Origin of the sequence: Streptomyces sp. NPDC048277 (assembly GCF_040652235.1) — a bacterium.
In the GTDB taxonomy this organism is placed as follows: Bacteria; Actinomycetota; Actinomycetes; order Streptomycetales; family Streptomycetaceae; genus Streptomyces.
Genome location: NZ_JBEZLQ010000015.1, coordinates 161156 through 180349, shown reverse-complemented (window position 1 = coordinate 180349; position 19194 = coordinate 161156). Strand labels below are relative to the sequence as shown.

General features: G+C 70.3%; 13 protein-coding genes. 4 read left to right on the top strand and 9 right to left on the bottom strand.

Annotation, left to right across the window (positions count from 1 at the left end):
- Positions 1–10 precede the first annotated feature (10 nt).
- Genes AB0D85_RS30495 through AB0D85_RS30485 form a run of 3 tightly spaced genes read right to left on the bottom strand, consistent with a single transcriptional unit; the run spans position 11 to position 5278 of the window.
- Positions 11–3892: a CHAT domain-containing protein gene (locus AB0D85_RS30495; protein WP_362327147.1), complete on the bottom strand. Its 3882-nt coding sequence runs from the start codon at positions 3890–3892 to the stop codon at positions 11–13.
- Positions 3893–3902: 10 nt separating this feature from the next.
- Positions 3903–4838 (bottom strand): hypothetical protein, encoded by a 936-nt coding sequence (locus AB0D85_RS30490; RefSeq protein ID WP_362327144.1) that lies wholly within the window; start codon positions 4836–4838, stop codon positions 3903–3905.
- Positions 4838–5278: a hypothetical protein gene (locus AB0D85_RS30485; protein ID WP_362327141.1), complete on the bottom strand. Its 441-nt coding sequence runs from the start codon at positions 5276–5278 to the stop codon at positions 4838–4840. Before AB0D85_RS30485 ends, AB0D85_RS30490 begins: the two co-directional genes overlap by 1 nt.
- Before the next feature lie 582 nt (positions 5279–5860).
- Here AB0D85_RS30485 and AB0D85_RS30480 point away from each other — a divergent pair.
- A complete protein-coding gene (locus AB0D85_RS30480) occupies positions 5861–6064 on the top strand; it encodes a hypothetical protein (protein WP_362327138.1) in 204 nt (67 codons plus the stop codon).
- A gap of 400 nt (positions 6065–6464) precedes the next feature.
- On the opposite strand, the gene AB0D85_RS30475 is transcribed toward AB0D85_RS30480, so the two are convergent.
- The 4 genes from AB0D85_RS30475 to AB0D85_RS30460 form a co-directional block, all read right to left on the bottom strand.
- Positions 6465–7832 (bottom strand): MFS transporter, encoded by a 1368-nt coding sequence (locus tag AB0D85_RS30475; RefSeq protein WP_362327135.1) that lies wholly within the window; start codon positions 7830–7832, stop codon positions 6465–6467.
- Positions 7829–9049 (bottom strand): type III PLP-dependent enzyme, encoded by a 1221-nt coding sequence (locus AB0D85_RS30470; protein WP_362327132.1) that lies wholly within the window; start codon positions 9047–9049, stop codon positions 7829–7831. The genes AB0D85_RS30475 and AB0D85_RS30470 overlap by 4 nt, the downstream gene beginning before the upstream one ends.
- Positions 9046–10791: an IucA/IucC family protein gene (locus tag AB0D85_RS30465; protein WP_362327129.1), complete on the bottom strand. Its 1746-nt coding sequence runs from the start codon at positions 10789–10791 to the stop codon at positions 9046–9048. Before AB0D85_RS30465 ends, AB0D85_RS30470 begins: the two co-directional genes overlap by 4 nt.
- Positions 10792–10866: 75 nt before the next feature.
- A complete protein-coding gene (locus AB0D85_RS30460; protein WP_362327126.1) occupies positions 10867–12462 on the bottom strand; it encodes an IucA/IucC family protein in 1596 nt (531 codons plus the stop codon).
- A gap of 440 nt (positions 12463–12902) precedes the next feature.
- On the opposite strand from AB0D85_RS30460, the gene AB0D85_RS30455 reads away from it, so the two are divergent.
- Both AB0D85_RS30455 and AB0D85_RS30450 read left to right on the top strand, forming a co-directional pair.
- Complete coding sequence (locus AB0D85_RS30455) at positions 12903–13886, top strand: response regulator transcription factor (protein WP_362327123.1); 984 nt, start codon at positions 12903–12905, stop codon at positions 13884–13886.
- Positions 13883–15367: a HAMP domain-containing sensor histidine kinase gene (locus tag AB0D85_RS30450; protein ID WP_362327120.1), complete on the top strand. Its 1485-nt coding sequence runs from the start codon at positions 13883–13885 to the stop codon at positions 15365–15367. Before AB0D85_RS30455 ends, AB0D85_RS30450 begins: the two co-directional genes overlap by 4 nt.
- A 54-nt stretch (positions 15368–15421) precedes the next feature.
- Here the strand turns inward: AB0D85_RS30450 and AB0D85_RS30445 are convergent, their stop codons facing one another.
- On the bottom strand, positions 15422–16201 hold the full coding sequence (locus AB0D85_RS30445; RefSeq protein WP_362327117.1) for a hypothetical protein: 780 nt from the start codon (positions 16199–16201) through the stop codon (positions 15422–15424).
- Between the two features lie 183 nt (positions 16202–16384).
- The gene (locus AB0D85_RS30440) at positions 16385–18157 is read right to left on the bottom strand and encodes a hypothetical protein (protein ID WP_362327114.1); all 1773 of its coding nucleotides are present in this window, start codon (positions 18155–18157) and stop codon (positions 16385–16387) included.
- 312 nt (positions 18158–18469) lie between these two features.
- On the opposite strand from AB0D85_RS30440, the gene AB0D85_RS30435 reads away from it, so the two are divergent.
- Entirely contained in the window at positions 18470–19150 is a 681-nt protein-coding gene (locus AB0D85_RS30435) for a phosphatase PAP2 family protein (RefSeq protein WP_362327111.1), read from the top strand.
- Positions 19151–19194 lie beyond the last annotated feature (44 nt).

Sequence of the window (19194 nt, the reverse complement as noted above, 5' to 3'; positions counted from 1 at the left end):
CCGCCCGCTTTCAGATCCCGGCGTGCAGGTGGGCCGCCCAGAGGTAGGGGGACTTTGGATAACGATCACGGGCCTTACGTACGGTGTGGTGCAGAGCACGAGCCGCTGCATCCGTGTCGAGGCCACCATGCTGGTTGGTGTCCCCGCCGAGCTCAGCATAGAAATCAGCTGCCATATGCGAGGCCACCTCGTCGTTGATCTCCCAGAGGGTGCCGATGACGTGGGGAAAACCCGCGAGCTGAAAGGCCGATGTGAGATGGATGGCCTCGTCGATCAGCTCCACGGATTCCATGAACGCTGTTCGGCACGCTGACAGGTAGGCCAGTTGGGCCGAGTCCATCCTCATTTCTGCAAGGCTCGCCACCGTGAGCGGATCACGTTCATGGTCGTGCAGAAGCAACAGGCTCTGGGACGGGTCGTCGGGGTCGTGGGCACCGTGGCACGCGAAATGAACGATCCCGCAATCGGAGAGGGTCTTCAGGACCCGAGCCTTGGTCGGTCGTGCCTCCGGCCCGGGGACAGTCATGCCGTCTTCAGCCTCTGCATCCGGCTCCATAAGGAGCGTCGGCTCAGGCAGCAAGCCGCACAGCAGTGCGGCTTCTTCCGAGACGTGGTCCAGGCGGCCTTGGACGCCCGGGGTTGTGGGCATGGCCACGATCAGTGATCGGCTCACAGTTGGCGCGAAGGTGAGATGACGGCGCGCGTGGTGCAGTGCGCGGATAGTGGTGGTGTACGAGGAGACGACACGGTCCATGACTGTCGGCGGTTCCCTGTCTCTCAAGCCCGCCCGGGGCGGCTCGGAGTGACGGCCGGCAGCGTGCAGGGGTAGCAGTGAGAGGAGCCCGCCAGGTGCCCACCAGACGCGGGGCCACGGCTCTCCGGGAAAGGGCTCGCCGGCGAAACCGAGGCTACGCAAGACCGGTTCGGCCGCCGCGTCCCACAGCCACTCCAAGACAGCGTGAAGCGTCGATTGCGCCTCTTTTCGAGTGAGGGGCGATGTGCGAGGATCCGCAACGGTTTCCAGGGCCCTGTGGAAGGTCTGTATCTGGTCGATGACGAGGTCGTACGTGAGGTCGGGCAGGTTCAGGGACTCGATTCCATCGGACGTCAGCAGCAGTGCGTCGCTGCGGTAGTGGCTGACGTTGAAGCTCACCACTGGGCCGGAGGTGGCTTGTGTCAGGAGCTCACTGACGGCGGGGGGACGAGCGAAGCTGGCGAATCCGTCCTGCGTTCGGATGCTGTCCAGCGTGGCCTGAAGTTGGTCGGCGCGGCTGCGTCGTTGCTCCTCAGCATCGACCGCACGTACGGCGGCGCTGGCTTGCCCCTCGGCCTCTGTGGGGGAGGCCATTTCCATCGGCCGGTCGAGCTCGTCCCGAAGTACCTCGAAGCGATGGGCCAGGTCAGGATGGCACTCGCGAAGCTCTGCGAGATCACTCCGCATGTCCAGCGCCTGGCTGTGGAGGACGCCGCGGCCCACCTCGATCAACTGCAGTGCCCGCGCTGCCCGATCAGCGGGTGTGCCTTCGTGAGAAGCAAGAGCCAGTGCCGCAGCGTCTCCGGCCAGCCCGGACCACTTGCCCATGGCGTGCTGCTGGTCACGACGGCTCAGCCGGCGGTCTGCCACTTCGGGCAGTAGGTGTATAGCACCGGCCAGGAGATCGGCTGCGAGATCAGGATCCGACCGTCCGGTCATTGAGGCCGCTGCCTGAGCGGCCCGAATCCGAATCGAGGGCCTGGACCCGTCGGCTCGCGCGCCTTCCATGTGGGCGGCCAGTGCGCGATCAAAGTCGTGTCGCGAGTAGGTCCGCTGATACCGGCGATGCAGGACAGTCCCGAACTGGAACAGGTAATCGGCGCGCTCCGGATGTTCCGCGGGCGCGATGTCGAGCGCGGCCTGGCACGCAACCACCGCGTCATCCAGATCCGCTATAGACCCGGTCTTCTCGAACCTGACGGTCAGCACACCTCCCAGCATGGACAAGTACCTCGGGCGCTCAGGGTGGTGGGACGGGACGGTGGCGGTCGCATCATGTCCCGCCGCGACTGCTCCATCCAGGTCCTCAAAGCCTCCAGTGCGCTGGAAACGGGCGTGCAGGGCGGCGCACAGATTCGCGAGGAAACGAGGGCGGTCAGGACTGGTTGCATCCACAATGCCGAGGACATCGCGGTTCCTTCGGATCACCTCGTCGAGGTCTTGAGGGTCGCCGTTCCGTTCGTAACGTTGCAACAACACTGTGGCGAGATTGGACAGCATCGCCGCCAAGGCGGAGTGTTCACGGGGTGCCGTATCCACAGCTCCGTGCGCGAACTCGATCGCGGCGTCCAGGTCCGACAACGCCCCGGTGTTCTTGAACCGAGTCCACAGCATCAGACCGACGTTGGACAGACGGGTCGGCCGGTCGACGTGACCGTCCGCGGTGGCCTGAGCGGAAGCGCGACTGGCACTGATCGCCTCGTCCAGGTCTGTCATATCACCAGTGCATTCGAAACGCTGCCCGAGGGAGATGGCCAGGTTGTTGAGGACCGCGTTGAACTCGGTCTGGTGCGGGGTGATTTCCCGGGAGGCAGCGCGGTTCATCTCGATCGCCGTATCGAGGTCAGATCTGTCGCCGCCGAGACGATATCGCGCCAGGAGAGCTTGACCCAGGCCGGAGAGACGAAGCCCACGAGCCCGGTGCCCCGGCGGGAGCATCTCCAGAGCTTCCCGGAAAGCAATGACAGATCGGTCTAAATATGCTGTTTCACCGGTGCGCTGGAATCGAGTCAGCGTGACGGTGCCGAGCCCAGACAGGAACATTGAGCGCGCAGGATGTTCCTCGGGAGCCGCTTCGACTGCGGCCTGGCAGCACTCGATCGCGTTGTCCAAATCCGCCAGTACGCCGGTGCTTTCATATCGGCCGTGCCAGGCGGTCCCCAGATTGTGAAGAACTCCTGCCTTTTCGTGGTCCTCGGTACGAAGGTCTGACGCTTCCTGAAAGGCTTCGATCGCCGCGTCCAGGTCTGACAGGATGCCTCTCTCGGTGAACCTGGTCTTCAGCGCGGTACCCAGGTTGTTGAGCCCGCCAGCCCTGTCGGCAGGGGCGCCCGCGGAAGCTTGGACTGCCAATCGGCCGGTCGCGATCGCATCGTCCAGGTCCGCCGCCGCGCCTGTATGGGTGAAGCGCTGCATCAGCACACCTGACAGGTTGGACAGCATGACCGGCTGGTTCGAGTGCCCTGTTGCCGTGCTTTCCACTGCGCCCTGGGCAGCGTCGATCGCCGCGTCCAGATCCGCTGGTTCGCCACCGGCGTCGAAGTGGCTTTTCAGCATGACGGAAAGATTGGACAGCGTTTCCGCGTGCTCACTTGCTCCATGTGGAATAGCTCCTGCGATGCGCCGCAGGAGATCGGTCACTCTTGCGCGCAGCGCCGGGTCCGGCGAAGGGTTCATCCCTTGCTGGATCCTCCAGACGAAGGCAAGCGCGCGCTGGGCCACATCTGGAACCAGTTCGTCCGGCAATTCCTCCTCACCGGCACCGAACAGGAAGCAGGGCGTGAACTTGGCGACGGCCTGCTCTCTGTCCCGCTGCCCAGCCTCTTCGGGAAGTGCCCGGTACCTGAAAGCGTGCAACCAGCCGAGGACGTAATGACCTTCCAGGTCGGACTCGTCGTTTCGGAGTATCGCGGCAAGTTGGCGTGCCTCGACCGATGCTTCCGGCTCCAGCACGACAGCGAGGTCTTGTTCCCGGGCCAGCCGTTCCAGCCGTAAGCCCACTACAGCAATCCGCTTCTCCAGTTCGTCTTCCCTTGCGAAGTCCTGCTCACGACTCTGCATGAACCGCCCTGTCACTTCCCGTTCCTCGGTAGATCTGGTTGCTGCGCCGTTCAGGCCCGACAAGGCGGACCGTTGCATTCGATGGAGCTCACGAAACTGGTCCCGACACGGGCGCCGGACTGTTCAGCCGTCGCATGACCTCGCCACCCAGCAAAGGTCCCATCGGTTGTTCCTCGATGCGCAGCTTGTCGGCCAGGTCCGTCAGGTGAAGGCGCACGGATGCCTCCAGCAGCGCGGCATAGGTGTCCGCGGCCGTACGGAGGCGACGTGCCGAAATGATCAAGAGCGTGGCGCTGAGCGGTGCCGCGGGCCACCACCACCAGGCCAGAGGCAGATAGAGCAGGGCCCACCCACCGAGAACGGCAGCCCGTGTCAGTGCGGCGCGGCCCCTTCCGATCTCACCGCGTATCTCTTCCGACAGCAGGATCCAGAGATGTGGCCAAACAATGAGGAGATTGACGTGCGCGTCTCGGTCCAGCCGGACCGTCGCGGCATGGATTCGGTCACCGCTCCAGGTCGGCCGTTCAGGCCGTTCTACGGAGATGCGCTCGCACTTGCGCGCGGCACGATGACGCTCCCGGGTCTTGGGCCGGTCAGCCAGACGCGGAGCGCGTTCCCGAAGCATCAGGGCTTCGTACTCCGCCCGCGCCTCGTCCCAGCGATGCTGCCTGCGTGCCACGCGGCACTCGGCCAGCTCGCCGAACGGCCACGGCCAGACACCCCAGCCGGCGGCCAGGGCGACACGTTCGACGACGGAGCCAAGGGACTGGGCGGCAAGTCCGGTGGCGGCCGCACCAGCCAGGACGGCAGCCAGCAGCACGACCTGGCCGCCCACCGTGGTCACTTGGGGAGAGCGGGCGGCATCCGAGATCGCGTGGATGAGTCGGTCAACGTCCAGCGCGGCACTGTGCCCGAAGGTGTGTCCGGCTGCGGCGACCGCCAAGTACAGCGCGCCTGGCAGTACGAGCAGGGTCAGCCACCTCTCGGCCAGCTTCTTGCCGAGTTCGCCGAGAAGTACTCCCACTACGGGAGCCTCTCCCGGATCAGCGCCGTCTCGGCGGGGGCAAACTGGCAGCGTGGCACGTCGTCGTACACTTCATGACCGGATCGACCGATGCACAGCTGCAAGGGGCACCGGTACACAACGTCCAAATCAGCAACACCGGCCGGCATCGCGCTGCGGCCTGATCCTCCATACACCCCCGATGGGTCGCCTGCGCGTCGAACCGCTGCGTGCAAGGCGTCCAGAAGGGCAGCGAGCGAGACGTCGTCCGCGGGCGGACTGCCGACTGCGGCTTCGACAGCACGCAAGGCGGCGGCGTCCTCGTCGAGCAGCGTGGCGAGTTCGTCCCGATGCCCACACACGTACGACAGTGCCTTGGCGATGCTCAAGCCGACTACTTCCGCCTGGCTCGTCATGCAGAACCCCGCCCCTTGTTCCTTGTTGATCCACCAGGCAGCCATTCTTGCTCCACATGTGAAGGTGCACGCCCGGGTTCGGCCAACTCGCTCTGGCAGATCAGGGAGGAAGGCGTCGAGGTCCTTGAAAGGATGGTTCAGCCGATCTCCTCTGCGCGAGCGATGGGCGGCCGTGCACCACGCGTCACGTGGCCGCTGACACCGCACGGCGTCGTGCAAATTCGCTTGCGTAACGCGGCGTGCTGAAGCGCCCGTCACGCTGTCACCCCGCCGCTTGGGAGAAATCTGGGAAAAGATCTTCTCCAAGAGCCCCCGCGAGACCACCCGAGACCAACCACCACCAACGCTCTGACCTGCACAGATACCACCCACAGCAGGTGGCCAACATGATCGAACCTCATTCGGGACGAAGAGGTCGTGGGTTCAAATCCCGCCACCCCGACAGCCGAAACAGCAGGTAGACCCACCTACTCATGTGAGTAGGTGGGTCTATTTGTTTGGTCTGCGTGACTATCGATTCCCGAGTGTCTACGGCCGCTGCGGCCGGCGGGGCGAGCGGGCGCCGGGACTTCCGGGGCTGCATCGCGGGCAGCACCCGACGGCGCTGCCACCCGAAAGGGGAACCACATGCGCATCCGACGAATCCTCGCCGCCGTCATCGCCACGGCAGCCCTCGCCGGACTCGGCCTCACAGGCGCAGCCATCGCCACCACACAGAATGGCTCGGGCTACACCACCCCTTCCCAGTGCAGGGAGGGCGGCGGAGAGCCCTATCTGCACAACACCGTCAAATGCTGGGGCGGTAAATACGACGGGATGACCGTCGACTGAACCCCACAAGGCGCCCCGCAGCCACGCGCCGCGGAGCGCTCCCGCGCGAGCGTGGCCGGGAGAGTCGCAGGGACGTGCCGACCGTAGTTCGCATCGAGGGGGCCCGCGGGGAATCGAGGTTGGCCAGGGCACTTACCGCCCCACGCTGCCCAAGGCCGGGATTCCCAGGTCAGACCTGTGGTCCCCCAACCTTGCTCCTAAAGCAGTGCGCTATTGCACAACAACGGCCGTGGCGTCGAGCGATTCGTATTTCCGGGTCCCACCAGCCGGACACGGGTAGGACCGCCATCTGCCCTGCCACCCCTCGTCCTCGGGAGGGGCGGCCCATGGTTGACCTATGTGAGGACTGGGCTCCCGAGCGGATTCGGGAGGCCTGGGATCGGTGTTCGGCCGGTGAGTGTTACGTGCTCGATCTGGCCTTCGTGCGGGAGTCTGCCGTGGAGGAGGACGAGGACGGCGCCTGATCGTCAGGGTTGAGGGCACGGGCCGACGCCTCTTCGGTGGTCGGTCGGGGTGGGGTGGTGGCGGGGGTGGTTGTCGTGGTTTCGAGGTGGCGGTGGGCTCGGGCTGCCGGCAGGGCGGGGAGTGCGAGTGCGGCGGCGGCCGAGACGGTGCCGGCGAGGATGAGGGCGGCTCGGGCGCCGAGGGTGTCCGACACCAGGCCCGTCAGCGGGGCGCCGACGGGGGTGCCGCCGAGGAGGACGAGGAAGTAGACGGACATGACGCGGCCGCGCAGGTGCGGGGCGGCGTTGAGTTGGGTCAGGGCGTTGGCGGTGGTGGTCACGGTCACGGCGGCGAAGCCGGTGGGGATCAGCAGGGCCATGAAGGTGCCGTAGCCCGGCATCAGGCCCAGCGCGGCTTCCAGTGCGCCGAAGACGACCGTGGTGGTGGTCAGGCGTCGGGTGCTGGGTGGCTTTCCGCGGCTCGCTCCGTATGCCGCGCCGAGGAGGCTGCCCACGGCGTAGGCGGCGGAGAGGTAGCCGAAGGCGGCGGCGCCCGAGTGGAAGACCGTGATGGCCACCAGCGAGGTGGTGACCTGGAAGTTCAGGCCGAAGGTGCCGACGACGGCGATGAGGCCGATCGGCAGGAGGAGGTCCGGGGTGGTGGTGATGGATTGGAAGGCTTCGCGTAGGCGCGGCGGATGAGGGTGGGCTCGGGCGTTTGGTTTGGGTGGGGGGAGGGTGGTCAGGGCGTAGAGGACGGCCAGGTAGGAGACGGCGTTCATCAGGAATACGGGGGCCGTGCCGAAGGTCGCTACCGTCAGGCCCGCCAGGGCGGGGCCGAGGATGCGGGCCAGGTTGAACTGGGCGGAGTTCAGGCTGACCGCGGTGGGCACGTGCTCCCGGGAGACCAGTTCCGAGATGTACGCGGTACGGGCGGGGCCGTCCACGGCGGTGGCGGTGCCCAGGGCGAAGGCCAGGGCGTAGACGGAGAGCAGGTTCACCGCGCCGGTCGCGGTGAGGAGTCCGAGCAGGAGCGACTGCATCGCCATGGCCGTCTGGGTCAGGAGGAGCAGCCGTTGTTTCGGGCAGCGGTCGGCCAGGACGCCTCCGGCCAGGCCGAACAGGGTCTGGGGGAGGAACTGCAGCGCGGTCACGATGCCCACCGCGCTGCCGCTGTCGCCGGTGAGGTGGAGGACGAGCAGGTCCTGGGCGGCGCGCTGCATCCAGGTGCCGATGTTCGAGGTCAGCTGGCCGAGCAGGTAGCGGCGGAAGGCGCGGATGGAGAGGGCGGTGAGGGCGGTCGGCAGCCGGGGGGACGCCCTCATGAGATCCGGTGGGCGTGCGTGGAGTACGGGGGACGCGGCGCCGGCGCCGGTGCTTCGTCGATGTGGTGGAAGGTCGGGTGGGGGTGCATGAGGAAGCCGTGGTGGGAGATGTTCCAGGCGTAGGCGCCGGCCATGGCGAAGGCGATACGGTCGCCGACCCGCAGTCGTTCGACCATGATCCGGCTCGCCAGGACGTCCTTGGGGGTGCAGAGCTGCCCGACCAGCGTCACCGGTTCGTCGCGGGCCTCCGGACGTGGCCAGGGCCGGAGCCAGGTGGCGTCGGGGATCACGTGGAAGGGCTGGTCGTGCTGTTTCGCTGCGGGGGTGCGGAGGTGGTGGGTGCCTCCGCGCAGTACCGCGAACGCGTGCCCCCGGCTGAACTTGAGGTCCAGGACCTGGGTGACGTACCAGCCGCAGTACGCCGTGACCGAGCGGCCCGGTTCGATCCGGAGGGTGAGGTGGGGGTGGTGGCGGGCGAGCGTCCGGCGCAGGCCGGCTCCGAAGGCGGGCCAGTCGAACACCCTTGGTGGATGCGTGTAGTCGACGCCCATTCCGCCGCCTACGTTGACCTCGGTGAGGTCGATCCCGCGGTCCCTGGCCCAGGTCCCCGCCCACGTCAGGATCTTGTCGACGAGGGTGAGCTGGGGCCGGGCCTGGAGTCCGCTGGCCAGGTGGACGTGCAGGCCGCGCAGTCGGACGCCCGGGGCGGACGCCATCACGTCCAGACAGCGGTCCAGTTGTACGGGATCCATGCCGAAGGGGCCGCCGCCCATGGCCAGGGCGACCGGGCCCACGTCGACGGGCAGGTTGACGCGCAGCAGGATGTCCGCGGTCCGGTCCCCCAGAAGAGAGAGGAGCAGACGGAGTTCGTGTTCGCTCTCGATGTGCAGCCGCTCGACTCCCGCATCCAGTGCACGGGTCAGCTCCTGCTCCGTCTTGCCGGGGCCGCCGAAGGCGATCGGTACGCCGGGGACGAGCGCGCGGACGTGGGCCAGTTCGCCGCCGGAGGCCACCTCGAAGCCGTGGACGTGGTCGGCGAGGGTCCGCAGGATCCGGGGGTCGGAGTTGGCCTTGGCCGCGTACAGCAGCTCGACGCGTTCCGGCAGGGCCGCCCGGATCCTGCTCACGTGCTCGCGCAGGGCCGGCAGGTCGTAGACGTAGGCGGGCAGGTCGCCCTCGGGCAGTGCGGTGACGAGGTCGTACGTCGCCGATCTCACCGGATCACCTCGCGGGGGAAGTCCGCGCCGAGCGGGCTGGGCAGGGGGACGTAGGTCGCGTGCCGGTCGGCCTTGCGGGACCAGCGCAGCAGGAGGTTGGCCTTGGCGGGCAGCGGCACGCCGGACAGCAGGGCGCGCAGCCGGGGCGGTTCGGCGGCGGTGCGGGCGTAGGCGTCGAGGTGGTCGCGGACCAGGCCCCACAGGGCGGGTTCCCGCGCCGGGTCGAGGTCGGCCAGGGCGGCGAGCACTTCGGCGGTGTGGTTGACCAGGAGGCAGTACGCGACCCGGTTCCAGCCGTGTTCGGGGTCGTAGGTGAGGGGACCGCGGACGTCGTCCGGCAGGTCGTCGAGGGTGCGCCGGTGGTGCTCGGGCAGCAGCTTGGTGCCCTCCAGGTCGCGGAAGAGCATCTGCGCGGGCATGCCGTCGGGGGTCACGCCGACGACGACGTTCTGCAGGTGGGGTTCCAGTACGACGCCGTGGTCGAAGTAGGCGGCGAGCACCGGTGGCAGCAGCAGCCCCAGGTACGCGTCCCACCAGGCCAGGACGTCCCCCTCGCCGCGGGCGAGCAGATGGGAGACGTGGGCGGTGCCGGTCGGGTACTCGTCCGCGACCGCGGCGGCGAGCAGGGGGGTCACCCCCGGCCGCAGATGACGGCGCAGACCCGAGCGCACGACGACACCGAGACCCTCCAGGAGCGCGGTGTCGCCGGTGTCGAGGGTGCGGTAGCCGGGCTCGGCCAGGAGCGCGCAGCCCGGGAAACGGGCGGTGAGCCCGGCGAACAGGGGCTGGAGCAGACGGTTGAGGGCGACGGCGCCGGACAGCTCGTAACTCGCGTGTTTGCGGAGGCAGTTGGTGAGGCGGACGTTCAGGCTGAACTTGAGGAACGTGTCGCTGCCGGGGTCGTAGAGCGTGCGCACCGACGCGGTCGGCACCAGTTCCGGTCCGCTCACGCCGGTGTCGACGACATCGCCGGCGGCCATCGCCTCGCGCAGCCGGTCGTTCCCCTGCAGCAGCCGGAACTGCCAGGGGTGCGCCGGCAGTATCGCGAATCCCGGGTCGGCCGCCGGATCCGGACGCAGCGCGTCCATCTCCTGCAGTTCGCCCTCCTCACGCACGAGGGGGCGGCGCACGGCCAGGTAGCGCAGCCGGAACCGTGCGCCGGTCTCCGGGCCGTACGCCAGCCAGTCCGCCGGGTCGCCGGTGCGGGCCTTGGGCGTGGGGTGGAAGCGGTGGCCAAACACCAGGGACTGTTCCGACGCCACGTACGGGTCCGGGTGCGGCGCGGTGTGCGCCCGCCCGGCCCGCTCTTCCAGCGCGGTGTGCATCGTCTCCCGGCTGTCGGCGACCTGGGGGACGAACTCCTCGTTGCCGACGCCCGTACGCAGTTCCAGTTCGTCCTGGATGTAACCGGCCAGCTCCCGCCAGCCCACGGTCGCCCAGCCGTCGTCGTCGAGCCGCTGCACCGGGCCCCGGAAGCGGTGCGCCCCGATCAGCGAGACCCGGCGCAGCCGGGACCGCAGCAGGGTGCCACGGCGCGGCAGCCGGAGCAGGAGGTGATCGCCGTCCACCGTCACCTGGTGCTCGGGGGCGGACACCTCGCGGATCAGGCAGTTGAGCAGGGTGTGGGCGGTGACGACGTCGGCCGTCACGGCGTCGGCTGTCACGGCCGGCTCGACGGGTGACGTGGTTGTGGTGGTGGTGGCGGTCGTGGTCGTGGTGTCGGGGGCGGTGCCGGTGGTCATACGGTCGCTCCTGGGGACTGAGGGGTGGAAGGGGCGGAGGGTCGTGGGCGGGGGCAACGTCGGTGTCGGGGGATGTCAGCGGTACCGCGCCAGCGGGTTGGGGACGGGCGTCCACTGCGCCTTGCCCGGGTTCTCGGCCAGGCGCATTGCGACGGTCGCCTTCAGCGGCATCGTGTCCCCGAAGAACGCCGCTTCGTCCTCCCGGTCCGGCAGCCCGGCGCAGACCCGGCGGGCGACCTCGGCCACCGCGCCCCACAGCGTCCCGGGCTCGGCCCCACGGGTCCGGGCGAGGACGTCGACGAGTTCGCTGAAGACCCCGCTGACCAGCCCGCCGAACAGCTTGGTGCGCAGCGCGTCCAGGTCGTCCCCCGCGCGGGTGCCCAGCAGCGGCGGCAGCGTGAAGCCGCTGCGGGCAAGGCGGCGCGGGCTGACCCGTACGCCGTCCAGATCCCGGTACAGCACCCGCACCGGCCGCCCGTCCCGCAGCACGACCAGGGTGTTCTGGCCGTGCGCCTCCAGGGCGACCCCCATGGACAGCAGGGTCAGTGCGGGCGGCAGCACGAGCCCGGCGAAGTCCGCCAGCCAGCGCACCGGGTCTCCCGACACCACGGCGGCTCCGGTCGCGTGGACGGCGGTGAGCGGAACCGCGATCTCCCTGGCGTCCGCGTCCAGGTGACAGTCGGTCGACTCGCGGACCATCGCCGCCAGGCTCGCGGAGGGCTGCCCGGCCACGCGCACCGCGCCGCCGCCCAGTTCACGCAGGACGCGAAGGCTGCCGCCGTACCCGGCCTTGTCGACGAGGGCCGCGACCAGGTCGGACAGCGGGGGGCCGTCGGCGACCTCGGCCGGGGTGATGGTGCGCCGGTAGTTGGTGACCTGCACGTCGAGTGCCGTCTTGATGTGGCAGCCGGGCAGGACGCCCAGCGGTGCCAGGGTGCGCAGCGAGAGCAACGGCCGGGCCGGGACCGTCTCCTCCACCACGGCCAGGTCGGGGTGGCGCGCGAGTACGTGGTCCCGCTGCCAGGGGTGCAGCGGCATCAGGATCGCGTCGCCGTCCCGCAGCTCGCGTGGCCAGGACCCGGCCCCCTGCCAGCGGTCAGCCGGGACACGCAGCAGCGCCAGCCGGACGACCGGGTGGTGCTCGGGGGCGTAGGCGAGCACCTCGGCGATCGACATGCCGGTACGCGTACGGCAGCAGGGATGCTGGGGGTGGCCGTCGACCACCGCCTGCTCCGCGTCCGCCGAGTCGTTCGGGGGAGCCGTCCGGTCGGCGTTCGCGGCTCTGGCCAGCGCCAGGTTGACGACGCTGTTGTCGAGCTCCGCCGCCAGTCGCTCCGCCGCGGGGGTGCGTAGGCCCAGCTGCGCCAGGAGCTCCGCGGGCCCGCCGATCGGTCCTGCGGGCCCGGACACCGTGAAGTCCTCGGGCACCTCGGCGAACCGCCGCGCGCAGGACGCGGCCGCCGAGAGTGCGCCGCCCCGACGCAGCCCGAGCACCAGGGCGTCGGACTCCCGGCGATGCCCGGTCACCCCGGGCATCGGTTCTCGTACGAAGGCCCCCCACAGGCGGCCCAGCACGGTCGCGCGTGCGCCCGGGAGCATGGCCAGGAAGGGCTCCGCCAAGTCCGGTCGGACGCGGCGCAGTTCGTCAAGGGGCGGTTCTTCAACGGGCATACGGTGTCCCAGGTGCTGGTGGGGGCGCTGATGAGGGTGCTGGCGGGTGCGCTGACGGGTGCGCTGATCACGCGGTGCTCGGATGGCACCGGCCGTGCAACCGACGCTAGGGGACACCGATCCAGCGGATTGCCAGAGCAATGACAGCGAGGCTCCCGGAAGCCCGTGAAGAAACGTCGCGCCCCATCGACTGCCAGAGCGATTCGCAGCGGTCACGCCCGGTCCACGCGCCCCGGTCTTAAATATGTTTTCGACTGCGATCAGGATGGCCGGGCCCGACGATCGCCCTCGCCGTGTTCGAAGGTCTTAACTCTCCCCTTGCTCCACGCTGTCGGCCCCCTGCATGTTCCTGTCCATCCGTACTGCGGCGGTTACGCCATTCGTGGTGAACCCGGTCGACCGCGAGGACAGGGAACACCGGCTCGGGCAGCCTTTTCGGCATGCGTGTCTTGCTGATCGAGGACGACGACCGGGTGGCCGGACCGTTGGCGGAGGGGCTGCGCCGTTTCGGGTTCACGGTGGAACACGCCGGAACGGGTGCCGCCGGGCTCGCCGCGCCGGAGGCGCAGATGGTGCTGCTGGACCTGGGGCTGCCCGACATGGACGGCATCGACGTCTGCCGTGCGCTCCGGTCCCGCTCGTCGGTGCCGATCATCATGATCACGGCCAGGGACGACGAGGTGGACCGGGTCCTCGGTCTGGAGCTGGGCGCGGACGACTACGTCTCCAAGCCGTTCGGCGTGCGGGAGCTCGTCGCCCGCATCCGGGCCGTCACCCGCCGCGCCCGGCCCGCGATGCCGGACGCCGGCCACGAGGAGCCCCATCCCTCGGACGACCCGGCACGGCGGGGGACGTCCGGCGGCGCGCCGCACGGCACGCCCGGTGCGCTGGGCCCGGCCTCCGGCCCCCTGCACGGCATGCCCGGTGCCCTGCGCGGCACGCCCGACGTCCAGCGGATCGGCCCGCTGGCCATCGACCGCCGCACCCGCCAGGTACGTCTGCACGAGTCGCCCGTCGCCCTCGCCCCCAAGGAGTTCGACCTGCTCACCTGCCTCGCGGAGGACCCGGGTGCCGTCTGCTCGCGCCGGCAGATCCTCGACACGGCGTGGGAACCGAACTACTTCGGCCCCACCAAGACCCTGGACGTCCACATCGCCACGCTGCGCCGCAAACTCGGTGACTCCGCGTGGATCGAGAACATCCGCGGCATCGGCTTCCGCCTCGTACCACCGGCGCACCTCGACACCGCGTCCGCCTCGTCCGCCTCGTCCACCGCGTCCACCGCGTCCGCCGTACCCGCCGTGCCCGCCACACCCGCCACACCCGCCACACCCGCCACACCCGCCACACCCGCCACACCCGCCACACCCGCCGTATCCACCGCACCCGCCGCCGTGCCGGCCCCCGGCGGAGAGTCCCGGTGACGCGTCGTCTCCTGCTCAGTCACCTGAGTCTCATACTGCTCGTCCTGCTCGCGCTCGAAGTGCCGTTCGGTGTCTTCTACGGCCGCAGCGAGCTGTCCCGCTTCTCCCACGCGGCGCAGCAGAGCGCGATGACGCTCGCCGCGGTCTGCGAGGAGAAAATGGAGCACGGTCTGTCGGCCGATCTCCCGGACGTGGCCCGTGACTACGGGCGGCGCACCCACAGCCGGGTCCTCGTCACCGGGCACGAGGGCGCTGTCCTGACCGACACCGCCGCCCGGGCTCCGGTCGGCGAGAACCTTTCCGCGGAAGCGGACATCTCCACCGCGTTGAGCGGTCACCCCGCCGTCGTCACCCGCGACGGCCCCGCCCCGGGCGGCGAGGTCCTCTTCGTCACCGTGCCGGGCGGCTCCGCCGCCACCGTCCCCTGTGTGGTGCGGACGGTGTACGCGCTGGGCCCGCTCAGGGCGCGGGTCCACACCGTATGGCTGGTTCTCGGCGTGGTCGGGCTGGGGGTCCTGGCCACCGTCTCCCTGATCGGCTTCGCCCTCGCCCGCTCGATCACGCGTCCCGTGCAGGCCCTGGAACGGGCCACGGCGCAGCTCGCCGAGGGCCGGATCACCGATCCGCCGGCCACCGATCACGGACCGCCGGAACTGCGCCGGCTGGCCGCGTCGTTCACGAGGACCGCGACCCGGCTCCAGCATCTGCTCCAGGCCCAGCAGGCGTTCTCCTCCGAGGTGTCGCACCAGCTGAAGACCCCGCTGACCGCCCTGCGCCTGCGCCTGGAGAACTTCGAGCCGTACCTCGCCCCCTGCGCCCAGGACAGCCTCGACCAGGCGCTCGCGGAGATGGAGCGGCTGAGCCGGATGGTGCAGGGGCTGCTCGCGCTCGCCCGGCTGGAGGCCTCCGCGATCAGCCCGGTGGCGGTCGGTCTCGACGCCGTCGTCGCCGATCGCGCGGCCGTCTGGACGGCCTTCGCGGAGGAGCAGGGCGTCGGCATCACCGTCTCGGGAAGCGCAGGTGTCCGGGTGTGGGCGGTCCCGGGGGCGCTGGAGCAGATCATCGACAACCTGCTCTCCAACGCACTGCGCGTGTCCCCGCCGGGAACGGCCGTCACGCTGGCGACCGTCACCGCCCAGCGGGAGAACGGCCGTACACCGCCCGTGGCCGAGCTGCATGTGGTCGACCAGGGGCCCGGTATGACGGAGGCGGACCGCGCCCGTGCCTTCGACCGGTTCTGGCGGGCCCCCGACGCCGACCACGACGGCACGGGCCTCGGCCTGCCGGTGGTCCGCCGGCTCGCCCACGCCGGCGGTGGTGACGTCACCCTGGAGGCGGCCCCGGGCGGCGGACTCGACGCCGTCGTCCGCCTCCGGTGCGCGGACAGCCACCCGCACCGGGAACGTCCGGTGACCTCGGCGGACCGCCGGGGGCACCGGAGCACGCAGAGCGGGGTGGGACCGGCGGGGGGACGGCCGTAGCGCCGCCTCGGCCTCGGGCCGTCGGGGTGTCGCGGCAGACGGCCCGCCGTGGTCTCAGCTCTGCACGTCCCGGCGGGAGACGGCCAGGTAACCCACGAAGCAGACGATGGCCGCCGTCCAGGCGAGGGTCACCGGTCCCAGGCCGAAGGCCAGGCCGCCCCTGCTGTGAGGGAGCGCCATCCAGTCGGCGAGCGAGGCGCCGAGGGGACGGGTGATGACGTAGGCGGTCCAGAAGGCGGGTACGGCGCTCAGTACGCCGGCCCGGTGGGCCAGGGCGGGTACGCAGATCGCGACGGCGAAGAGGACGGCGGAACCGAAGTAGCCGAGGCCGGCCGTGGCGGTCAGGTCGCCGGCGGCGGTGCCGAGCGCGAAGGTGGCGAGGACGGCGGCCCAGTAGAAGGCCTCGCGGCGGCGGGTACGGATGCTGTGGATGGACAGGGTCCGCTCGACGGCGTACCAGAGGGCGAACACCGCGACCAGCGCGGTGAAGAAGAGCGGGGTCGACACCGCGTACGGCACGCCGAGGCCGACGTGCAGGACGTCGGCGGCCATCGTGCCGAAGACGCTGACCATGACGATCGCGGTCCAGTACACCCACGCGATGTAGCGGCGTACGGCGAACTGCACGGCGAGGGCGGCCACCAGGGCGACACCGCCGAGCCCGACCGCCGGCACCGGGCCGAACGCATGGGCCAGGAAGTCCGACGCGGTCTCGCCCATCCCGGTGGTGAGCACCTTGATGATCCAGAAGTAGACGGTCACTTCCGGCACCTTGATCGCCAGTGCGCGGTGGCGGTCGAGCGGTCGGTCGTGAAGGAGGTGCTCGGTGGTCATGACACGCACGATGACACGGTGAACTCCCGTCGCCACAGATGCCTTTGCCATTGTTTTGGGTGTTCCGGTGCATGACTTTCAACACCGCGCCGCCAACCTGACCGCAACCTGAACACCTCGACAAAGCTGCTGGTCAGGCCGGTTGGGTTGGTGATAGGCGAGCGCTTTCCCCGGGCGGACCCGTCAGCGGGCCGGCGGAATGCGGGCGGTGGTGATCGTCATCGGGGTGCCGGTGACGGCGATGAGGTAGGTCCCCGACCGGCTGCCGCCCGGCACCGCGCGGAAGCCGCCCGGGGGCCGGACGACGTAGTCGGCGGAGGCGTGCGGGGCCAGGGTGGCCGGGCCGGAGGCGATGGTCCACCAGTTGGAGGCGCCCTGGCCCCTGCGGCTGGCGAAGTGCGGGGAGAGGGACGTGCCCGTGGTGTTGACGGCCCGTACCTCGATGGCGGTGACACCGGCCTGCGCGCCGTGCGTGGCGTAGCGGGGCGTGAGGCCCAGGTGCAGTGGCGGCGGGCTCGCGGCGGCGATCGCGACGCACAGCAGCGCGGGTGTGACCAGCCCGGCCGCCACGACGGCCTTCGTACGACGGCCCGTGAGGCGGGGCAGGCTCGGCAGGCGGGGCTGCCAGGCGGTGGCGAACGCGGCGGCCGGGGCGGTCGCGGCGGCCGCCAGCCACAGCGGGGTCATCATCAGGAAGTAGCCGTCCTGGGAGCGCGTGGCCAGGTAGAACGCCACCCAGGGCAGGACGGTGAGGGCGGGGCCGAGCCGCCGGACGAACAGCACCGTGGCGGCCAGCAGGCCCAGCAGGAGCAGCTGGCTGCCGTACGAGTAGTAGTCCAGACGGCTGCTGCCCGCGGTGAAGTAGTAGGAGATGCCCATCACGCCCTGGCCGTGCAGGATCGCCTTCTGCTCGAGCGGCAGGAGGATGCCGTGCAGCCAGGCCGGGAAGTCCTGTACCGCGAAGTAGGCGTTCACCGCGGACCAGGTGAGGGCGGCCGTGGCGGCGTAGCGGGTGGTGACCGCCAGGGCGCGGCGCGGGCCGAGTTCGCCGCGTCTGACGGCGTACAGGCCGACCAGGAGGAACGGGGCGAGGAACCAGGCGAGTTGCTGGGCGGCGCAGGCCGCGCCCAGACAGGCCGCCCGCAGGACGCCTCTCGGTCCGAGGTCGCCGCCCTGGCCCGTACCGGGCCAGCGGACCACGACCGGGACGAGGAGGGCGAGGGCCATGATGGCCGGGTAGCCGCTGTAGGCGTAGCCGGGCAGGATGCCGAAGCCGAGGCAGACGGCGGTGGCGGCGGACCGCCAGGGCGTCGGGAGCAGGAGCCACAGCAGGACGGAGGAGAGCAGGAGGGCGACCGTGGTGACCAGGGTGGCGGCGGCCGTCGAGTGGACGACGGCGTGCACCGGCGCGGCGAGCAGCGCGGTCAGCGGCGGATAGCCGTAGGTGTAGTCGGCGCCGCCGGACATGGTCTTGGTGACCCCGACGCGCGCGATGTCGAAGAGCCAGGGCCATGCCTGGCCGTAGACCGGATGGCCGTGCAGGATCTCGCTCGCGGCCTGGGCCGTCAGCACGCCTTCGTCGCTGCCGGCGTGGTCGAGCAGGTAGCCGCAGGCCGTCAGGGCGACGGCGGTGATCAGGACGGCCGCGTCGACCCGGATCAGCGCCCGGCGGGTGCGGACGAGAAGGCCGAGCACACCGCAGACGAGGATCGAGGCGTAGCAGACGGAGATGGCACCGGCGACCGCCGGGCGTGCCGCCATCGCCGTGGTCCAGGCGGCGCGGGTGCCGATGAACAGGCTGATCGTGGCCACCAGGGTCATGCCGCGGTGCAGCTGCTGGGGGGCGGTGCCCGGGCTGCCGGGCGGCGGGGCGGAGGCCGGGGGCGGCGCCGCCGGATCCGTCGCCGTACGACGCCGGACCTCGACGCCCGCTCCGGCGCGATACGTGTCAGCCATGACGACGTCTCCTCTTTTCCCGTCCCGAAAGTTACTACTACATGATGTAGAGGGAAACTTAGGGGGTGGCGTTCCCTGACGACGGATAACAACGGAGGCAATCCGCCACCCCTCCGGGACGGGGCCCGCGCACCCCGTTCGGGTGAGGCGCGGAACGAATGCCCTCGTCGGACCGTCTACAGTCAAGGAACGTCTACAAGACTGTAGTCAGTCCGGGCTCGTGCCCGGCGCAGTTCACAGGAAGGAACCCGCTTCCATGGCCACACCGATTCATCCCGCCCGCCGGGACGCCGAGCCGCAGGAGGGTGCCAGGTGATCATGGCCTTCGACGGGTCGTCGATCGACGGCTCCGCCTACCTGGACGTGGTGCGGGCGGCCCGGCATGCGCCGGGCTGGCTGGACGGCGCGGTGTCGTTCTGGTCGACGTACGGGCTCGCGGTGTTCGGTGTGCTCATGGGTCTCGGCTGGTGGTGGGCACGCCGTGCCGGGGCCGCGGCGGCGGTGAGGACGCTGGCCGTGCCCGTGGTCGTGCTCGCGGCGTACGGCCTGGACGCCGTGGTGAAGTCGGCGGTGCGCGAGGACCGGCCGTGCCAGAGCCTCCGGGTGAAGACCCTGGAGACGTGTCCGGCGCCCGGTGACTGGTCCTTCCCGAGCAATCACGCGGCGATCGCCGCCGCGGCCGCCGTGGCGCTGCTGTTCGTCTCCCGTCGGCTGGGGGCGGTCGCGGTCGTGGCCGCCCTGGCGATGGCGGTCTCCCGGGTGTGGGTCGGTGCGCACTACCCGCACGACGTGCTGGTCGGAGTGGTGGTCGGGGGTCTTGTCGCGGCCCTGTCGATGCGCGCGCTGACGCGGTGGTCCGGACCCGTGACCGGGTGGGTCGCCTCGACCCCCCTGAAGGTGCTGCTGCCGCCCGTGGCGGAGGACGACGGAACGGAGGCCGCCGCGGGCGCGGGCGTCGCCTCCGTCTCCGGCGGGCGACACGGACCGGCGTGATCCCGCGGACCTCGCCGCCGCCACCGGTGTCGGTGCCTGCACGG